A 19594-nucleotide genomic window follows, 5' to 3' on the forward strand; every position below is an offset into this window, starting at 1 on the left:
GACGAGCGAAGCCTGAGCGCAGGAGAAATGACGCGCCAATGCCGATAAGTGACGTTATCGGCACCCCAAATCCCTCCCACACAAAACTGCGTACAATGTATATTATGTTAAATGATATGTTGAGGAAAGAAACAATTCTCTATGGATTTACGTTAAAGTACTTTCACTTCTGCTGGTTCTGCTTGATTGAGGATTTAGTGGTTTAAGGAAGAAATGCTATTGCTTAATCGCGTTGCTACGTGAATGTTTGCAGAGATTACTCCACATAGTGCTAAATAATTCACATAGCATCGCGTTTTATATCCTGATGTTGGTGTTTATTATTACTTGGATTGACTTTTGATTTTGCCAATCAATCTCTTCATTTGCCTACGGTCAAATCTTAAAGCCCGACCACGGCTGGTTGTGACAGTTGGCTTCCTTGAAGTCGATAGCCATGATTATAAATATTTGCTCGACCATCACGGCAGAAACCTACTAAAGTCACATTGCTTTGCTCCGCAATCTCAGTAGCCAACGCTGTCACGGCTGACATAGCAAACAGAAAAAGCAAAAGTCTGTTGTAGTTGTTTGACTCGGACTAAAATCGGGTCGAGATGGGCAATGTTGAATCGGATATCTGATCCGACGACTTGAACGGGTTTTACAGCATCTTTAAGCTGTGCAACACCACAGATACCACAGCCAGTACGTCCCGCCATGCTACGGCGATGCTCCTTTAACTCATTGAAACAGCGTTGATTAATCTCTATCTTAATGATCACGCCATTAGAAACATATTCAAGTTCCACATCTTTTATATCATTAATGGTTGAGACAATTCTTTCCGAAAGCGTAAAACCTATCGCAAACACTTCCAAGTCCTGTGGGCTTGCCATCATGACTGTGTGCGCCAATCCGTTATACACCAACGCCACTCTTACCTCATTGGCGAGTAATTCAGTTTGTTCAACATTCCCTGCCGTGCTAAATCGAGTCACATCGGCTGTAACAACTGAATTAGGGAAAGAATTATCAGCAACCATCAACGCATCTCCTGTTAACTACGTTTTCTAAGCTTCATGGGCCAGCAATAGCGGATTGACAGTTGTCGCACCATAGCCCTTTGTATTGAGCTCGGCATCCAATCCCATCGATGCGATATCATCCGCTGCCGCATCTAACAATGGCAAATGGTCGATAAACAACATCTTAGTATATCCTTTACACGCCTCGCAGCTCTCAATCCGTACGGCAGCCTTATGATCGTCAAACGACCAAATAGACATCTCACGGGATTGTTCGCAGCAGGTACAATGGGCTCGCACATAGTGCCACTCGCTTTCACAGAGACTGCAATGTAGATAGCGCAGCCCTTCCCGCGGCTCATCGACAATCATGCTGGCGACGGGATGACTGCCGCATACAGGGCATAAACTGGACTGCTTAACCCTATTGGTATCCATACGCGCAATCACCATGGGTGCCCAGTGTGACCAATACAAGGACAAACCCGCCCAAATAAATAGGCTGAACTGTGCAGGCACGGCACTAAACTCCCCTTGCCTCAGTTGAGTGCCCCACTCTAGCAATTGAGTTGGCGACTGCTGCTGTAACTCCTGGAGAACAGGTACTAAATGCGCGGGCACTTGAGATACCAATTCTGTTAGCAATGCTTGCAATGCTTTTAACCAATCCTGAGCCGTTTGAGTTTGGCTTAGGGACAACGGATATGGCACCTCAGCGTCAATCATTGGTGCTGTGCCCATATCCGTTGCCGCAAGTTTTTGCTGCGTCGACACTAGGATTTGGCAGAGCTTGAGATAATCCGCCAGCGGAGAATCCTGCGCTAATTGGGCTAAACGACGTGCTCTATGTTGGTAAATTTTCTCAGGATTTGCCGCTTTTAGCGGTTTTAATGCAAAGGGGGATTTATCAACAAAACTTAACGGGATATCGCTGGCCATCTTCATCGCTATTTTTCCTCGTGTTCTTCTAACATGGCTGGGTGGTGCTTACGGGCCCAAGCCTTCGAGACTTTGCCGTAAAGCATCCCTGTGATCGAGCCTTCAATCCAGCAGGCCATCCATACGTGTACCACTAGGGATAACAGCATTAATATGCCGCAGGCCGAGTGGACTAAGGTGGCCCAATTGACGGCTTCTGCCGAGAACATGGGGGCAAAGTAAGGTTGCCACATCATGATGCCGCTGATCAGAAACGCCAGTACAAAAACCACAAAGGCGCGGAATAACATTTTCTGACCTGGGTTGTAATGGCCCACGGGCGGAATGTTCTCTTCTTTTTGCAGTAACACCCACACCACGGCTTTCATCCAGGGCAAATCGTACTTATTCCACTTATTGTGCTGGTAATAGCGGATCAGCATCACCGCCAGCAGCAAACACATGGCGATCCCGAAGAATGGATGCATCACTTTTGCCAGTTGTGGGGTGCCAACAATGCCACTCAGCCACTGGAACGAAGGATAAAAAAACGAGAATCCCGTTAGAAAGGTCACTAAGCCCACAAAGACTATGGTCCAGTGACATAGACGATCAACGAGCTTATGGCGCACTATCATCTCTTTATGACTCATTGCTTTTCCTCCTCTTTGACACCGGCATCAATGTAACCGGGCTGATCTTCCTCGACGATGTTGCGCCCTACCGCAATGCGGTGCATCAGGGCGAAGGCCGCCGTTGCGAGCAAGCCTGCGGTGCCCAAAGGTTTGAGCCAATCTTGACGCCATTCGGTGGCGGCGGGGATTTGCGGATCCTTTGGCATACCATAGGTTTCGGGTTGCGTGATGTCGTGGAGGATCTTCATCATATGCGTTCCGCCAACACCTTCGGGGTTATAAAGTCCCGCCTTGCTGAAACCACGCTCCTTTAACTGCTCGACGCGTTTTTCGGCATAGAACAACATGTCTTCGCGGGTACCAAAACGCAGTGCTCCCACGGTGCAGGTTTTAACGCAGGAAGGCTCTAGGCCAACGGCGAGCCTATCGGAGCACAGGGTGCACTTATACGCTTTGTTATCTTTGGCGCTGATCTTAGGCACATTGAAAGGACAGGCACTGGCGCAATAGCCGCAGCCAATACATTTGTTCGAGTCAAAATCCACTGTGCCATTGGCATGTTGTACAATCGCGCCGCTGGTTGAACAGGCTTTTAAACAGGCTGGATCGGCGCAGTGCATACAGGCAGTGTGGGTAAATTGCCAACGCAACTTATTGTTATCCATCACTTCGTGATACTGCATTATGTTCCAGCTTTCCGGTGACAGTGTCATCGGGTTCTGGTAACTGCCTTGGAAAGTACCGACATCTTCACGAAGGTCATTCCATTCGGAGCAGGCAACCTGACAGGCCTTACAGCCGGTACATTTCGTCGCATCAAACAGCTTAGTCACCTGCTGGACCGCTCCAATGCGTGCTTGAGACGCTGGGGTGATGTCCGTGGTGCCTGAGATGCGGATAATATCTTGAGAAGCCATAATTAGAAGCTCTCCGCTTTGGCAATATTCACAAGGAATGCTTTATATTCAGGGGTTTGGGTATTGGCATCGCCCACAGATGAAGTCAGTTCGTTAACGATATAACTCTTCTGCGTCAAGGCCTCGTAGCTGCCATGGCGTGGAATACCAATGGTATGGACTTTTTTGCCCTGAACCATCATGGGTTGGAGCCGTTTAGTGACATAGGCCTTAGTCACAATATGCGAGCGCTTAGAGCTCACTTTGACCCAATCACCGTTATTGATACCCTTTTCCGCCGCCAAGGTTTCATCGATTTCGATAAAGTGTTGTGGCTGGGTAATCGCAGCAAGGTGGCAATGTGTGGTCCAGTTGTTGAAGTGCTCCGTCATTGAGTAAGTAGTGCCAACATAGGGGAATTCTTCATTGGTACCAAAGCTTTCACGTAAGCCTTTGAACATCCGCGCCACTGGGTTATTGGTGACCTTAGGGTGCAGCGGATTACTCGCCAGTGGTGATTCGAACGGCTCGTAATGCTCTGGGAATGGGCCATCTTTTAAGTCACGCAGCGCAAATAAGTGGCCAACGCCATCGGCTTGCATGATGAAAGGATGGGCTGATTCTTCGGCATTCAATTTGGCATTAAAGTCTGGCACATCAATGCCCTGCCACTTGTTGTCTTTATACTCGAGCAGTACACGGCTTGGATCGCGCGGCTTACCTTGCACGTCGCAGGAGGCGCGGTTGTACAAGATGCGCCGGTTTGCTGGCCAAGCGAATGACCAATTTGGGGTAATGCCTTTGCCTGATGGATCGCTATTATCGCGACGCGCCATCAAGTTGCCCGCTTCGGTCCACATGCCTGAGTAAACCCAAACACCACATGAGGTTGATCCATCGGCTTTTAACTCGGAGAAACCATTGAGTAACTTACCGGTCGTGAGATCATAACCATTCATCTCCCGCGCGATTTCCTCTGAACTAGGTTCATGTTCGACCGCATAGTCCCATTTAATGGCTTCAATTGGCGCAGGTAAACGACCACCCTCTTCACGGTATAAACGTTTTAATTCCAGCATGATGCCAGAAAGAATTTCAGGATCAGACAAGGCTTCGCCGGGTGGATTTGCGCCCTTAAAGTGCCATTGTAACCAGCGGCTTGAGTTGGCAATTGAACCACTTTCCTCAGCAAAACAGGTCGTGGGTAAGCGGAAGACTTCAGTTTGAATACTGGCGGTATCCACATCGTTAAACTGACCTGCATTGCGCCAGAAAGTGGAGGTTTCGTTTGCAAGTGCATCCAGCACGACTAAGAACTTCAGATTCGATAAGCCCTTAGACACTTTTTGCTTATCGGGCTGAGAGTTAAGCGCATTGATGCCTTGGATAAAGTAGCCATTGACCTCACCGTGAACCATCATGTCGATTTGCTTGTTGATATCGTACTGTTGGTCCCACTTTGGCAGCCAGTCATAGCCATAATCATTCTCTGCCGTCGCATGTTCACCGAAGAAGGCTTTTAACAACGACACGGTAAAAGCTGGGTAATTGTGCCAATAGTTGGTTTGGTTTGGTCTTAAGGCTTTTGGGGTGTAATGGGCTAAATAGTTTTGTAAATCAACATCTTTATCTTGAGGTAATTTAAGGTAACCCGGTAAGGCTTGGCACAATAACCCTAAGTCCGTTGCGCCTTGAACGTTTGAGTGACCACGCAGCGCATTCACGCCGCCGCCCATGATCCCCATATTGCCAAGCAGCAATTGGATCATCGCCATGGTGCGGATGTTTTGCGCGCCGACGCTGTGCTGTGTCCAACCTAGTGCATACAGGAAGGTTGCGGCTTTATGGTCAACATGGGTTGCCCCAATTTGCTGACACACTTCAAGATAGGTTTCTTTAGGCGTCCCAGTGATACTGGAAACTGTGTCGGGATCGTAGCGATCAACGTGTTTTTTCAGCAGGTTAATCACGCAACGAGGATGACTTAAGCTAGGGTCGACCTTAGCGTAGCCCTCTTCATCTAACTCATAGAACCAAGTAGATTGGTCGTATTTATGGTTAGCTTCATCGTAGCCACTGAATAAACCTTCATTAAATTCAAAGTCTTCCCGCACGATAAACGAGGCATTGGTATAGGCTTTGACATAGTTTAGGTTGATTTGCTGGGTTTCGAGCAGGTAGCGGATCATGCCGAGTAGGAAGGCAATATCGGTGCCCGAACGAATAGGCGCATATAAATCGGCGACGGCAGCACTGCGGTTAAAGCGCGGATCGACCACAATCAACTTGGCATTGTTGTGCTCCATCGCTTCTGTCACCCAACCAAAACCGACGGGATGCGCTTCGGCAGCGTTACCGCCCATCACAATGGCCAGATCGGTATTTTTCATATCTGCCCAGTGGTTAGTCATAGCGCCGCGGCCAAAGGTAGGCGCCATCGCAGCAGGTGTCGGAGCGTGACAAACGCGGGCGATGTTATCTATGCCTAACATGCCAATGGCACGGCCAAATTTATGGGTAATGTAGCAGCCTTCGTTTGCTTGGGCCGATGAAGTCATCATGCCTAGACTGACTAAGCGGTTAACGGTTTGACCCTGGGCATTTTTTTCAATCAGATTGGCATCACGCTCGTCTTTGATAAGTCTTGCGATACGCTTAAAGGCTTCATCCCAGCTAATGCGCTGCCATTTATCCGAACCAGGTAAACGCACTTCAGGATATTTTAAACGGTGCGGGCTATTCACATAGTCAACCAAGCCAGCGCCCTTAGGACACAGAGCTCCACGGTTAATTGGATTATCGGCATCGCCCTCGATATGAAAAATGCTCTGCTCCGCATTTTTCCCATTACTGCTCTGGCTGTACATCAACAAACCACAACCCACAGAGCAGTAGCAACAATTGTTACGCGTCTCTTTTGCGCGTAGCAATTTAAAACCTCTGACGGATGCAAATGCCTTTTCGGACATCAACCCCAGTGCAGAAATAGCAGAAGTCGCGGCTCCCACAGCACAGAGTTTAAAAAACTGTCGTCTATTCATTGTCATTTCACACACTCTCTTTTATGTGCTCACAAGTTGCAGCGAATACGCTGCATGCTTGAGTAGAGAACTTAACCCTACTCAAGGTGCGAGTATAAAAAAGTGACTAATAATGACAATTTCTGACAGGTGATCGAAATCACATTAAGCTTTCAATGGAATAATATTCTGATGTATGTAAGTTTTATTATGATTGTCGAATTAATATTTTTAAGTAATGTTATTTCTCAGAACTTAACGCTTTTATTGATATGGACATTTTGATTAGTCATTTTGTCCACTTTGTACCAATTTCTGATAGCCGTAAATCTTATTGTTGATGCGCGTCACAAAAATGGCGTTAGTTGCTCAAATTATGAGTGAAAATACCGATTAGCCGCTTTTTGAGCAAGATCACAATTTAAGGTAAATGATTGGGGCGATAAGCGGCGATTTTGCCTGAAAGCGCGGTAAATCGTTTTTGTCTAAGGGATTGGTGAGTGGATTTGATAACAAAATTTGCGCTAAAAACGCTGATGTTTACTTAGATCTAACCGCAAAAACGTGGGGCGGTTACGCCATAAATACCCTGTAATTGATAGATAAACACATCCCCCGCTTGCGGCTCTTGAGCTAATTGCGATGCGTCAAGTGAGTGTTTAGCACTGGTCACGATAAGTAAATCTAATTTTGCGCCGCCAAAGGCGATGCTGGTTGGGTTTGTAACGGGCAATTTGAGGATAAGATCGACTTCACCGTCTGGACGATAGCGTACCACTTGGCCACCGCCCCACTGGGCATTCCAAAGATAACCCGCCGCATCGACATCGGCGCCATCAGGGAAAATGTGATGGATCGTGCTCGCAAAGAGGCGCTTACGACTCAATAGCCCCTGCTCAATATCAAAATCATATTGATAGATTTGGTGTTTTGGCGAATCAGCATGGTAGAGCGTTCGCCCATCCACGCTCCAGCATAGGCCGTTGGAGATTTCGAGATTTGAGAGGCGCTGGTGGCAATGCCCATTCTCATCCAGACAATACAGGGCTGCCGTTTGTTGCAAAGTATCGCGCCGCTCAACCATAGTGCCCGCCCAAAAACGCCCTTGCCTATCGATGCGACCATCATTAAAGCGATTGCCGGCAAAATGAGATTCTGGCTGCGCCAACCATGTCAGGCTTTGATCTGCAATATCATAGGATGCAATACCGATATCGAATGCGACGATCAGTGTTGTAGGCTTTGCCGTGAGGCCAAAGGAGCCGACGCGGTGCGGCATGGAGAAAGTATCTAGTGTGCGGGTGGCGAGAGTAAAACGATAAATCACAGAGGAGAGAATGTCAGTCCACCAAATGGATTGGTGTAATTCATCCCATAATACGCCTTCTCCAAGGAGATTTCCTACTGGGATCGTCATCAACAGCTCGCCAACCGTGACCGTTTGCATTGTGTTACTCAGAAATAAACTCTGTAATCAAGAAAGGCTTAATCTTAAACAACTTATGGGATGAAGCAAGGGTAAAACGTGAATATAGCTTGTGGTTCTTTTAGCTGTCGGCTTATCGCGATAATAGTCGATAAATGACCTTCATAATGGCCAAGGTTTAAGTATCTTAAGATATTGATTTAAATAATTAAAAAATTACCATTGTGGGTGGTGCTTGTCAGTTAAGAGCTGACTGGCCTTTTCTTTTGACTGGGGATTTCCTTGGTTTCGCTATGACACATCGAGGATAAACCCTTAATTCTCGTTGTATCGGTAGTATATGTTGCTCTGTTTCTGCGATTAAACTATCAATCCTTTTAGGAATGGTTCCGGCCAGTGCAAACGCGGTAGTGAGTTGCATAAAAAAATCCGATGACGAGTGGTCATCGGATTTTGATCTTTTGAATGGGATCGTCAAGCGATCTGGCTTAACTGATCAGTTATTGATTAGATTCGCCAAATAAATCAGCCACATCTTGCTCAGTAATCGCTTCGTCATAGAACTTGATTTCATCGATTGCCCCTTTGAAAGGCGTATCCCAGAAGTTGACCCCGACCGCAAACTTAGTGGTCGGTACTGAGAAGATGTTCGGGAAGTTAGCGCCGGTAAACTTCAATTCACCATTGATATAAACCTTCACATCGCCACCATTCACTGTGTACGCAAGGTGCGTCCATTGGGATTTTGGCATCACAAAACCGGTTCTACCGTCGTACCATGCTGTGCCTGACCATAACACCATGCGCTCATAATCATTTTGACCGCCAGGTAAGACGCTGGTCCAGCTAGAATCGGTCGCATAACCAAACAAGGCTGTAGTGTACTTATTCAGCTGCTCAGGATTGAGCCACATCGACACTGAGTAGGTGTAGTCTTTGATAAGGTTATTCGGCAATACAATACCAGAGGCACCATCAAAGACCGCCGCCTTACCTACCGCGCCGTCCATATAGCTGATTTTACCGCCTTCGACACCAATCAGGTTACCCACTAAAGTGCCCGCACCGAAGTTAGCGGTACTGTCGTTAAGATTATCTTCGAAACTGTAAACCGCTACAGGTGTTGGTGGATTCTTAGCTTTTACGGTTGCGGTGAAGACTTTGGTTTGAGTCGCATTACCCAGTTTTAAGGTGGCCGTTAAGGTGACCACTTTGTCTTCTTCACCACGTGCAGGTTGCGTTACGCTACCATGGGTATCAATAGTCGTTGGATCTGAAGATACCCAAGAAATCGCCGCAGCATAAGGACCCGTTACTGGCAGTTCGATATTTTTACGCACCGCCGATAAGTCGCCTAGCTCCAGAATGGCCGTTGCTGAGGACAAGAGTTCACTGTCGGCTAACTTGTCGATATCGAGGGCTTTGACTTCTTCAGCCGTTAATGCCGCTTCATAAACTTTTAGTTCATCAATTAGGCCGTTGTATGGCAGATCCCAGTAGTTAACGCCAAGACCGAAAACGCCCTGAGCACCCGTAAAGTAGTTCGCAAGGTTACCGCGGCTAAAGCGCTCAACCCCGTTGATAAAGACTTTAACTAGCCCTTTATTGACGGAGAACGCCAGATGCGACCACGTGTTTTCAGCGATGCGCTCACCGGTTACACCATCAAACCAACTTTCAACTGCGGCACTGCCGCTGGTATCAATATTGTGACTCCAGAACATGGTATTACCGTCCCAGCCCTGTGGCAGCATGCTGACCCAAGTATTGGAGAACTTGCTACCATCTTCAGCGGTTTGCTCGTTAACTGCGCCGAAGAATGCCGTGGTAAACCCTGTAATAACCGCAGGACTTGCCCAGAAAGACACTGTGTACTCGTAGCTGGAGATAATGCCCGATGGTAGTAACACCCCGTGGGTACCATCGAGTGACAGGGCTTGTCCTTCAAAGCCTGTAGCGTAGCCAATGGCATCGCCCGCTTTGAAGATCCTATCGCCAGTGGGTTGGCCATCACCAAATAAGCCTAAGGAATCCTTGAGGTTATTCTCAAAGCTGTACTGGGCAATACGGTTATAGGTTTTATGGGCAAATACGGTGATTTTGAAGGTTTTAGTCACCTTCTTACCATTGACCATAATCGTCGCGGTTAGGGTGACGACCTTATCGCCCTCGCCCACGTTGGGGCGGATAATGGTGCCATCGGCACGGATCACTGACTCGTCGCTTGAATGCCACTCGATAGTTGCCCCACGAGTACCTTGTATCGGTAAGGCGAGCGTGCCTTCGGTGACTTCGGTCGGCAGGCTAATGCCGTTTGCCGATGCCGATAAAATTTCCTCAGTGGTTTTATTGGTGAGCTTCACGCCCCAAATACTTGCCCCATCATTAGAAATGGCGCTAAAGGTGGGCATAAGTTTGTTTTGTTCAGGATCCCATTGCCAGGCGAGTACGCCTTCAAATGTGCCTAAATTGTCTAGCGTTAAGGTGATTTGGTTGTCATCGCCCTGTTGGTAACTACCAGTCACATCGCCAGAGACAGTACCTTTATTGGTCCAAGTACGGGATAACTTAATGTGGAGGGAGGTATGCGCCGCCTTATTGATATCTTTTGCGTGATTAATGAATTGATAATCACCGGTGACATCGATTTCATCGACAATGTTAGTGCCGTTGATGGGTGCATAACGCTGTGGTGAGGCAACTAACCAACCATCGCTGTTGAGAAATAGTTCATGCACGCGCACGCTGTGACCTTCACCGGTATCGGGGAAGCGTGTATGGAATACCAAGAAGTATTTGCCCGTTTGTGCATCATAAAAAGCAGAGTTATGGCCAGGTGACAGATAACCGTGATCATGACCCACATCCCCAGGACGACTAACAAATTGGAAACCGCCCATCAGTTTGACGCCATAGTCGGCGATATTACCTGCGGCCGTTGCGCCAATCATGTCGAGACCAGCTGCATCGACATAGGGACCGTTAGGATTTTTAGAGCGAGAGATACGGATGTTGTAACCGTCTTTTTGGGCGAAACCACCAAAGGAGGTAAACATATAATAGTATTCGGATTCAGGGCTATAGATAACATAAGACCCTTCAATCGCGCTGTAATTGCCCCCCATGATCTTAGTACCATAACCTTGTCCAGCGAGCGGTTTACCCGTTGCTGGATCTAACTGCATCACCCAGATCCCGCCGGAATAGGAACCATAGGTCATCCACAGGCCGCCATCTTTATCGTAAAACACGGCTGGATCAATTGCATTAGGGTCGACATTGCCATCGTAAATTTGACCGTTTGCGCCTGGGTTTTCGGCCCCAATATGCCCAGTCTTCAAGATCAAGCCTTGGTTAACATAGGGACCGAGAATATTGTCAGAAGTCGCCATCCCCAAATAGGAGCGCGATACACAATCAATCTTATCGGGGCCGCCACAGAAGTCGTAATAGAAATGGTACTTACCGTCAGCAAGCTTTATCACATCCGGCGCCCACGAACCGACAAAGCCGCCCGTCCATGCCGTGCCTTCAGCGATTTCTGACACATAGGTATTAAACAAGCTGCTCGTGGCGGCACCATCTGAGGCAATTTGTGTCCAGTTCATTAAATCTGTAGAGCTGGCCACCGCTAGGTGGGAGCCAAAAACATAGTAAGTACCATCAGTATCTTTAATGATCGATGGATCATGGACCACTGCATTTTTATAGCTCACCTCACCTGCTATTGTCGGATCCGCCGAAGTCACTGGAGCGGGAGGTGTAAAGGTATTTGTGTCGTTAGCACTATAGCTGCTGTCGTCCCCACCACAGGCGGCAAGTGCCATGATCAAGCTTGCTGACACGAATGAGCGTTTAAGCACCATGAGCGTCGTTCCTTTTATTGTTGTGTTGGATAGTTAGAGGTTAATCGTGTATCAATGCATCACATATTGGTAATACAATACTACTGTAACACTAAAATTACATTAGCACTCTGACGAAAGAAGTAAATATCTTGTGAAAGAGATTTATGATTTTTTGCAAAAAATGAGGCATTAAAGCTAAATATACAATGCGATTTATATTGATTTTGCCGCATACTCACCAATTTACCTACCGTCAAACTGTAAACTATCTCTCTGTTTTGTTTTAAAAATTCAATTTTTTCCTTGTCCATAATTCATTCTAAGAAATGCACTCTCTCTTTATTATCAAAATGAAATAGCAATGTTGACAGGTTAATAGTCATACAATATGATTTTAACACTTTGATGAGATCTTAATTGAGCACTTGAAGCATCATCAGATGCCATGGTGCAAAGTACGCTACAAAATTCTAAATTTTCAGGGACACTGTGGGGATGTCCGTGACTCTGAAGTGGAATAAAAAAGACCGGGACGTCAGATGGTGTCTTAGGCTACCGGGTCAAATAATAAAACTACCGGAGATTAACTAGATGTTTAAACAGACTTATTTGGCAAGTGCGATTCTGCTTGCTCTTGCTAGTCAAGCGACGTATGCAGCAGAAGTTGAAGCGACTCAATCGCCTCAGGCGGAAGAAACGGCACAGCCCTCTTCTAGCGGTAAAGCGCAAAATAACGAAGAGATGGAGATCATTCAGGTTCAGGGGATCCGCGGTAGTTTAAATAAGGCGGTAGAACTCAAACGTCAAAATATTCAAGTTGTTGATGCCATCATTGCCGAAGATATTGGCAAATTCCCAGATAATAACGTCGTTGAAGCCTTACAACGGGTAACGGGTGTTCAAGTCACCGACCGCGCCTCTGGTGAAGCCAATACTGTAAGCATTCGGGGTTTAACGGATGTGACAACCACAGTGAATGGCCGCCAAATCTTCACCGCCGCAGGCCGTGAAGTGGCAATTGCAGACGTACCAGCGGCATTACTCGGCAGTGTTGAAGTCTTTAAAACACGTTCGTCTTCTCAAGTCGCCAGTGGTATCGCTGGCCAAATTGACATTCGTACCCATAGACCTTTTGATTTTCAAGAAGAAAAAATTTCGGTAGCAGCCAAAGGGATTTACTCTGATCAGCCTGACACTATCGATCCCAATTTCAGTGCTTTAATTAGCGACCGCTGGGATACCAGCATCGGTGAAGTCGGTGCATTAGTTAACGTTTCTTATATTCGTACCAATTACAACGATCAAGTTGTCGCTCCTGGTGCGTCCTTGCCCTATTACGCAGAAACGGGTACACAAATCCCTGATATTTATTGGACCCGCGGTTTAGCTCATGGTCTTGATACATCTGAAGGAGCCTTGATCAACGGTCAAGAATATCTGCTCATGCGTGATGCTGTGTTTCAAAATATGAATAACGGTGAACGTGAGCGTCCAGCACTAAATTTCTCATTGCAATGGGCACCAACTGACACTTCCGAGTACCTTTTTGAAGCATTCTATAACGGTTATCGCAATGATAACTTCAACTCTATGCTCTTTAGCAATGTTGATTCCTCGGCTAATTGGCAGCAAGTGATCAAAGATGGTATCGAAGTTTATGATGGTACCAATGTGGTTAAATCGCGAACTGCATATAACGTTGGCGGCTTTAGCAGTTCAGATCATAGCCACAACGAAACAGATAGTTACGTATTTGCCTTAGGAGGTAAGTGGGACTTTGACAATTTGATCTTAAAGTCTGAAGTGGTCTATCAAACCAGTACCTATGAATCACAATTTCTCGCGATGCGTGGTGTAAGCGCGAATAGTACTCAAACTTTCTACGGCGTTGATGTTGACTATAACGACAAAAGTGGTGGTGTCCCTAGCTGGGTTTATTTAGATAACCCTGACACTGCTATTAATGAATCTGATTTAACGCAATTATCCTTGTGGCAAACTGCAAACGTATACGATAGCGGTGCCAAAGACGAGGGGGATTCAGTTACTTGGACACTCGATGGTGACTATTACCTCGACTACGGTATCTTCACTAAGATGAAGTTTGGTGTACGTGCTGAGCAACGTGGTGCAAAACACGGATTGTACGATGCAGGCTCACTAAACACTAATGTTCTATTTAGTGATCTTGACCCGAACATGTTTACCGTAACTACTGACTTCTTTGATGGCCGTGGAAATGTACCAACTAGCTGGGCTATCGCTAACGGTAACTATCTGTATGCTAATCGTTCTGCTATTGAAACGATGTACGGTGCAGATGAACAAGCTCTTGCTATGTATACTAACTATGACATCACTGAAAAATCATACGCTGCGTATATCCAAAGTGATTTTGAAACTGAGTTATGGGGTAAGCAAGTCGATGGTCAAATCGGCCTACGTTACGAGAAAGCCGATGCGGATATGGATTTTTGGGAACGCAAAAAATATGCTACTGAGGATGTCGTTGATGACATTCGATATTATCTCGTGCATGACACCGATACCAATGGAAGTGCGGAGTTATTACCAAGCTTAATGGTACGCTTCTGGTTAACGGATGAACTGGTTGCACGTTTTGCCTACACTGAAACGATTCGTCGCCCCGCCTTTGGTGATTTAACCACTGCGATTTCCTATACAGAAGACTTAACAAAGCTTGGATTCGGTCAAGCTTCAAGTGGTAACTCTAAGTTAGAACCAACTACTTCACAAAACTATGATTTCTCATTGGAATATTACTTTGGTGAGGGATCTTCTATTTTCGGTACTTATTTCCGTCGTGATATTGAAGGTTTTGTATTTAACTCAGTATCGACTATCACTCGTGAAGTTGATGGTGAAACAAAAAAATATCTTTTAAGCCGACCAGAAAACTCTTCGAATGGAAAACTAAGTGGTTATGAACTTGGTGCGGTGTATTTCCCTGAAAATATGCCTAGTTACCTAGATGGTTTAGGTACTCAAGTGAGTGCAACCTTCTTAGATTCTAGCCAAGACATCCCAGAGTTTGATAGTGAAAGTGGTGAGCAAATTGCAACTACAACACGAGATTTATTTGGTGTATCAGATACCTCAATGAGTGCTGTATTGATTTATGATAAAGACGTTTATAGTGCTCGCCTCTCTTACACCTGGCGTGACAAATTCTTATCTGCTTATGACGCAGGTAGCTTCGCAATGCCTCGTGGCATTTATCGTAAGCCGGAGCAATCGCTTGACTTCCAATTTAGCTATAACGTAACAGATGAATTTGTACTAACCTTCGATGCGACAAATATTCTTGATGATATCTATCAAGAATACTATGAGGACTCAGTACTCTATAACCGCACGAATAGTATCTACACCCGAACGTTTGCCCTCGGTGCGCGTTACTCCTTCTAATTGACCACTGTTGTTTAAACCGAAAAAGCTAATCCTGTGATTAGCTTTTTCTTTTTATATCAGATAAATGGCAAGATTTTTACTCGATCTTTCTAATGCTTATCCATCAAATTACTTTTGTCTGAGCCCAAGCTTTGCTAGTTTATATTTCTTTTCTTCCTTGAATATTGGCTATGCACACCGCTTGGTTCGATTTTAATCTGATCCCTATCGATATATTCACGCTGTTAACCTTAGCCTCGGCCTTTACTGCATTTTTTACCGCCTGTTTTGGTATTGGCGGAGGTGTGATGTTATTGGGCGTGATGGCGCAAGTGCTTCCGCCTCAAGTGATTATTCCCCTACACGGCGTAGTGCAATTGGGCTCTAACTTAGGACGAGCCCTATTGGGATGGCAACATATTCAATGGCGAATTATCAGGGTATTCTTACCGGGGGCGCTCGTTGGTGCCGCGCTGGGCAGCTTAGTGTTAGTGGCGATCCCCCCTACGGTGATGTATCTCACCATTGCCCTATTTATTTTGTACTCCTGTTGGGGCCCCAAAATACCTCGTGTAGTACTGGGTACTATGGGCATGTTAATTGCGAGTGGGATAACAACCTTTATCTCATTATTCGTTGGGGCAACTGGCCCTTTGGTTGCGGCGTTTATCAAGCAGTTAGAGATTGATCGATTTCGTACCGTAGCCACCTTTGCAATGATTATGTCCTTACAACATGGGATGAAAATTATCGTTTTTGAGGGGGTCGATATCCCTATACTCCCATGGTGGCCACTGTTCGTTTGTATGATTATCAGTGGCGGTATTGGAACATGGCTAGGCTTTAAGATGCTTACTCGAGTAACGGACAAACATTTCAATTTAGCTTTTGATTTGATTCTCACGCTACTGGCTATACGACTGTTATGGCAGGCCATGACTGGATAAAAAGAGCCGGGATAAAAAAGAGCAGTAATTGCATACACAACTACTGCTCTGGTGCCGAGCAAACAAGGCTCAACCAAGATGCCGTTAAGCGACCTCAACTTAAACGACATTACAAGCACGCGTTTATACCCAAGCTACCTGAAGATACGAGTTTCAGAGCGCCTAGGGGGCTTCAATTCAAGGCGCATCAATGAAAAAATCGACCACCTTTTGAATTGATGTAACACAGAAGTAGAGTGCCCTAGGCGCTCCGTCTCGGCGGGCTTTAATGTACTTTATGCTGTGTTGGTTATTTTTAACTTAGTTCACTAGGTTCTCAAATAACCGCCTTGCCTAAAGTGCGTTAAACTCCCGCTGAATCCTACATCTTCAGGTTGTTTGGGTATTACCACCGCCGTGGTGATGCTCAGTTATTTCAAAGGGATGAATTATTTCACCTCTCTAAAGTAAAACTGTTGTGAAATGGTGTTTTTCCACACGTCTTCCACTATGTTATCGCCGTTGGCATAGGAGCCATTGGCCACTTTCATGGATGAACCGCCCTTACGGGACACCAGCCTTAATGAGCCATTGGGCATCAATTCGCTGCGGAACTCACTGTCGATTGCATTACAAGCCCCTAGCTCCAGATTACCTTCGTTGGTCACAAGGCATTGTTGCGACTTGTTGTTTGAAAGTTGGATGGATTGCAGGCGATAAAAGCCGTCCGTCGTCGGCACTGCTTGCCACTGCTGACAGGCATTGCCGGTGTATTCAAACTGAGCCACATTGGCATTGGGTTTGAACTGACATTGTTCGGCGCTGACCACTCTGCCGCTGTGGGCGTTGACTATGGCTAATGTTGACACAGGCTCAATCCGCCAATCTGTGCATTCACTGACACGGTTTTCCCCCGCAATCACGTCGGCACCGGCCTTTTTACTGCAATTTTTCGCCTGTAAATTACCGATGGAGCGATCGTTGGCAAAGCGGAACCAGCCTTCACGAGTCGAATCCACCGACCAACGCTGACAACGGGAGGCGACCCAAGGCGACGTATTCAGTGCCGTTGAAGACTCATCTTGGCACTGAGCCTGAGTTAAAAAGGTTCCCTGCCCCACATTGGCAAAGCGATATAGGCCATCGTTACTCGGGTCGATAACCCATTGACTGTTGTCATCGTCGCACTTACCGATACTGACCTGGCCCTTGGCATTGGTCACGAGGCATTGACCGATTTCACGGCTCACGATGCGGTATTTTACGCCTTCCACTTGGGTGGTTATTGGACCAAACTCGCCACTTGGGACGGGCAATTGCTTTTTATCCGCCATCGGTTCACCAAATTTAGGCAAGCCTTTGTTATCCCATATAAAGGGTTGAGCACGTGCCGCACGGGTGCCACTACAGCCGTCGGAAGCCGAGGAGTTGCCATGGTATATAAGCCAATCTTCTTTCCCATCGGGTGACTTGAAGAAACCATGATGCCCGGGGCCATAGACTCCATTGGCTTTGCTAAAGAAAGGTTTGTCGTACTTGGTCCATGCGGCGGGATCCATAGGGTTGTCACCGGTGAGTTCGACCACGGCTAAGGAATAATCCTCAGTGTTACAAAAACTTGCCGAGTGAACTAAAAAGGTTCTGCCCTCGTGCTGAATGATCTCTGGGCCTTCATTGACGTTTAAGCCTGATTTTTCCCAGTCGTGAATAGGTGCGGTAATCACCTTATGTTCGCCCTCGATGGTCCAAGGGTTACTCATCTTGGCAATCAAGTTCACTTGATCTTGGCCGTGCCATTCGGACCAGAGGAAATATAACTGGCCTTTATACTCCAAATAGCTGCCGTCGATATTCCAGTGATCGGGCATTGGCGTGCCCTTAAACTTGTATGGTCCCATGGGGTCACTGCCTTCACTCTCGAGAATATGGTTACGCTGGCCATCGAAGTTTTCTGCCACGCCCGAGGTGTAAATCACATACCAACGTAGTCCCTGCGCAGTTTGTAGAGGGTGGAATTCGAATGCCCAAAAGTTACAGCAGTTGGATTTATCTGTGCCGCTCCAAATATTGTGGGCCGGCGCATCGGCAAGCCCAGCTATGGTGGGCGATTTACGCATCACCAGCTCTGAGGTCCAAGTCGTAGTGGTCAGATAATAGTTACCATTGTGGTATTCGAGCCAAGGATCGGCACCGTTGCGAAATAACGGATTGGCGAAAGTGGCTGCGGTAATGCGGTTTTCATCCGCGCCCCTCGCACTCTCTGCTGCATGTAGGTCAACCGCTCCCAAGCTGGTGAAGCCAAGTCCCATCGCAAGGGAGATGGCGACCATTACTTTATTGATAGAATGAGTCATTATTATTTTCCTTCGGGTGCAACTAATACGCTCTGGTATTGATTGAGCACCTTAGGATCGACTACGGGCCAACCTTGGCGCCAGCTCAGTTCAGCCATCTTGAGTTTTTGTAAGCCATTATCGGCGGATTCATAGGCATGAAAGACTAAGTAATCTTTACCATCGAAGTTATAAACACTGTTATGGCCCAATCCAGGCCAGTCCTTAGTGCCTTTCAGTAATACTGAGCCAGCGCCCTGTGCCATGTCTTTGCCCTCTTTATCGAGGTAAGGCCCCGTCACCGTTTTGGCTCGGCCCACGGCTAAGTGATAGGTGCTGTCATCCCCACGGCAGCAAAGGCCATAGGAAACAAAAAGATAGTAATAATCATCTTTTTTATAAATAAAAGGCGCTTCGATTTGTGCAGGACCCGGCTCAGTTTCACCAAGCAATGCCGGGCGTTCTAACTTGGCTAGCGTGTGCCATTCTTCAGGCTTGGCGATGGAAATAAAGTCTGGGTTGAGTTTGACCAGTTTTAACCCTTGCCAGAAGGAACCAAAGCTCATCCAAGGCGTGCCCTTTTCATCGACAATAATATTGGGATCAATCGCGTTCCATGCATCACGATTTGGCACTGATTGAATAACGATCCCCTTATCTGCCCACTGATAGTCCTTTGAGTTTTTGTCGAGGGTTTTATTGACTGTCACACCAATGGCCGAGGTGTTTTTACCAAAGGCTGATACCGAGTAATACAGATAGAACAAACCGTTGTGCTCGATAATATCCGGTGCCCATAAATGGCCGTTAAACTCTGGCGCAACGTCCTTTGCCCAGCTAGGTTCGGTCTCAAATACTCGACCCGCCAGCGTCCAATGGATTTTATCTTTTGAGGAATAATAGGTAATGCCAGGGCCAGTGCTAAAGAGATAGTACTGCCCGTTCTCTTTCGCCATCACAGGATCATGAATACTCACCTGCTTGGCACTTACTTGGCCTAGGGTTGCCAACATGCCTAGCAGCGCACAATTGAACATCTTAAGGTGACGTTTTAGGGCTGTTTTCGGTGTGACTTTTTTCGATGTGACAGTTATCGCTAGCATCAATTCTCCTTATAACCCCATCCATTTTGCAAAATAGTTATTATGCTATTGTATGATGAATTAAGTTATCA

General features: G+C 46.6%; 11 protein-coding genes and 1 pseudogene. 3 read left to right on the plus strand and 9 right to left on the minus strand.

Annotated elements, in window-relative coordinates:
• On the plus strand, positions 1-206 hold a 206-nt coding region (locus tag HG547_RS20765; RefSeq protein ID WP_211164701.1), incomplete at its 5' end, for a hypothetical protein.
• 176 nt (positions 207-382) lie between these two features.
• Here HG547_RS20765 and HG547_RS16965 read toward each other — a convergent pair.
• From HG547_RS16965 to HG547_RS16995, 7 genes and pseudogenes are all read right to left on the minus strand, one after another.
• A pseudogene (locus HG547_RS16965) lies at positions 383-944 on the minus strand (formate dehydrogenase accessory sulfurtransferase FdhD); the annotation flags it as partial.
• A 108-nt stretch (positions 945-1052) separates the two neighbouring features.
• Positions 1053-1952, minus strand: coding sequence for a formate dehydrogenase accessory protein FdhE (gene fdhE / locus HG547_RS16970; protein ID WP_169548492.1), 900 nt, complete (start codon positions 1950-1952; stop codon positions 1053-1055).
• A gap of 2 nt (positions 1953-1954) precedes the next feature.
• Complete coding sequence (locus HG547_RS16975; RefSeq protein ID WP_023265795.1) at positions 1955-2578, minus strand: formate dehydrogenase subunit gamma; 624 nt, start codon at positions 2576-2578, stop codon at positions 1955-1957.
• Entirely contained in the window at positions 2575-3477 is a 903-nt protein-coding gene (gene fdxH / locus HG547_RS16980) for a formate dehydrogenase subunit beta (protein ID WP_169548493.1), read from the minus strand. Before fdxH ends, HG547_RS16975 begins: the two co-directional genes overlap by 4 nt.
• Positions 3478-3479: 2 nt before the next feature.
• Positions 3480-6497 (minus strand): formate dehydrogenase-N subunit alpha, encoded by a 3018-nt coding sequence (gene fdnG, locus HG547_RS16985; RefSeq protein WP_211164706.1) that lies wholly within the window; start codon positions 6495-6497, stop codon positions 3480-3482.
• A gap of 529 nt (positions 6498-7026) precedes the next feature.
• Positions 7027-7923, minus strand: a complete 897-nt coding sequence (locus HG547_RS16990) for an SMP-30/gluconolactonase/LRE family protein (protein ID WP_169548495.1) — start codon at positions 7921-7923, stop codon at positions 7027-7029.
• A gap of 479 nt (positions 7924-8402) precedes the next feature.
• Complete coding sequence (locus tag HG547_RS16995) at positions 8403-11768, minus strand: LamG-like jellyroll fold domain-containing protein (RefSeq protein ID WP_169548496.1); 3366 nt, start codon at positions 11766-11768, stop codon at positions 8403-8405.
• A gap of 573 nt (positions 11769-12341) precedes the next feature.
• Here HG547_RS16995 and HG547_RS17000 point away from each other — a divergent pair.
• Together HG547_RS17000 and HG547_RS17005 are read left to right on the plus strand one after the other, a co-directional pair.
• Positions 12342-15179: a TonB-dependent receptor gene (locus HG547_RS17000; RefSeq protein WP_144374652.1), complete on the plus strand. Its 2838-nt coding sequence runs from the start codon at positions 12342-12344 to the stop codon at positions 15177-15179.
• Positions 15180-15352: 173 nt separating this feature from the next.
• On the plus strand, positions 15353-16108 hold the full coding sequence (locus tag HG547_RS17005) for a sulfite exporter TauE/SafE family protein (RefSeq protein WP_169548497.1): 756 nt from the start codon (positions 15353-15355) through the stop codon (positions 16106-16108).
• A gap of 428 nt (positions 16109-16536) precedes the next feature.
• On the opposite strand, the gene HG547_RS17010 is transcribed toward HG547_RS17005, so the two are convergent.
• Positions 16537-18441 (minus strand): family 43 glycosylhydrolase, encoded by a 1905-nt coding sequence (locus tag HG547_RS17010; RefSeq protein ID WP_169548498.1) that lies wholly within the window; start codon positions 18439-18441, stop codon positions 16537-16539.
• A 2-nt stretch (positions 18442-18443) separates the two neighbouring features.
• Entirely contained in the window at positions 18444-19523 is a 1080-nt protein-coding gene (locus HG547_RS17015; RefSeq protein WP_169548499.1) for an arabinan endo-1,5-alpha-L-arabinosidase, read from the minus strand.
• Positions 19524-19594 lie beyond the last annotated feature (71 nt).

This window comes from Shewanella sp. DNRA4 (assembly GCF_012843185.1).
In the GTDB taxonomy this organism is placed as follows: Bacteria; Pseudomonadota; Gammaproteobacteria; order Enterobacterales; family Shewanellaceae; genus Shewanella; species Shewanella xiamenensis.

What these genes read in the sequence shown, in the direction of transcription:
- fdhE (WP_169548492.1), bottom strand. Translation starts at nt 1,952, where the DNA reads ATGAAGATGGCCAGCGATATCCCGTTAAGTTTTGTTGATAAATCCCCC.
- HG547_RS16975 (WP_023265795.1), bottom strand. Translation starts at nt 2,578, where the DNA reads ATGAGTCATAAAGAGATGATAGTGCGCCATAAGCTCGTTGATCGTCTA.
- fdxH (WP_169548493.1), bottom strand. Translation starts at nt 3,477, where the DNA reads ATGGCTTCTCAAGATATTATCCGCATCTCAGGCACCACGGACATCACC.
- fdnG (WP_211164706.1), bottom strand. Translation starts at nt 6,497, where the DNA reads ATGAATAGACGACAGTTTTTTAAACTCTGTGCTGTGGGAGCCGCGACT.
- HG547_RS16990 (WP_169548495.1), bottom strand. Translation starts at nt 7,923, where the DNA reads ATGCAAACGGTCACGGTTGGCGAGCTGTTGATGACGATCCCAGTAGGA.
- HG547_RS16995 (WP_169548496.1), bottom strand. Translation starts at nt 11,768, where the DNA reads ATGGTGCTTAAACGCTCATTCGTGTCAGCAAGCTTGATCATGGCACTT.
- HG547_RS17000 (WP_144374652.1), top strand. Translation starts at nt 12,342, where the DNA reads ATGTTTAAACAGACTTATTTGGCAAGTGCGATTCTGCTTGCTCTTGCT.
- HG547_RS17005 (WP_169548497.1), top strand. Translation starts at nt 15,353, where the DNA reads ATGCACACCGCTTGGTTCGATTTTAATCTGATCCCTATCGATATATTC.
- HG547_RS17010 (WP_169548498.1), bottom strand. Translation starts at nt 18,441, where the DNA reads ATGACTCATTCTATCAATAAAGTAATGGTCGCCATCTCCCTTGCGATG.
- HG547_RS17015 (WP_169548499.1), bottom strand. Translation starts at nt 19,523, where the DNA reads ATGCTAGCGATAACTGTCACATCGAAAAAAGTCACACCGAAAACAGCC.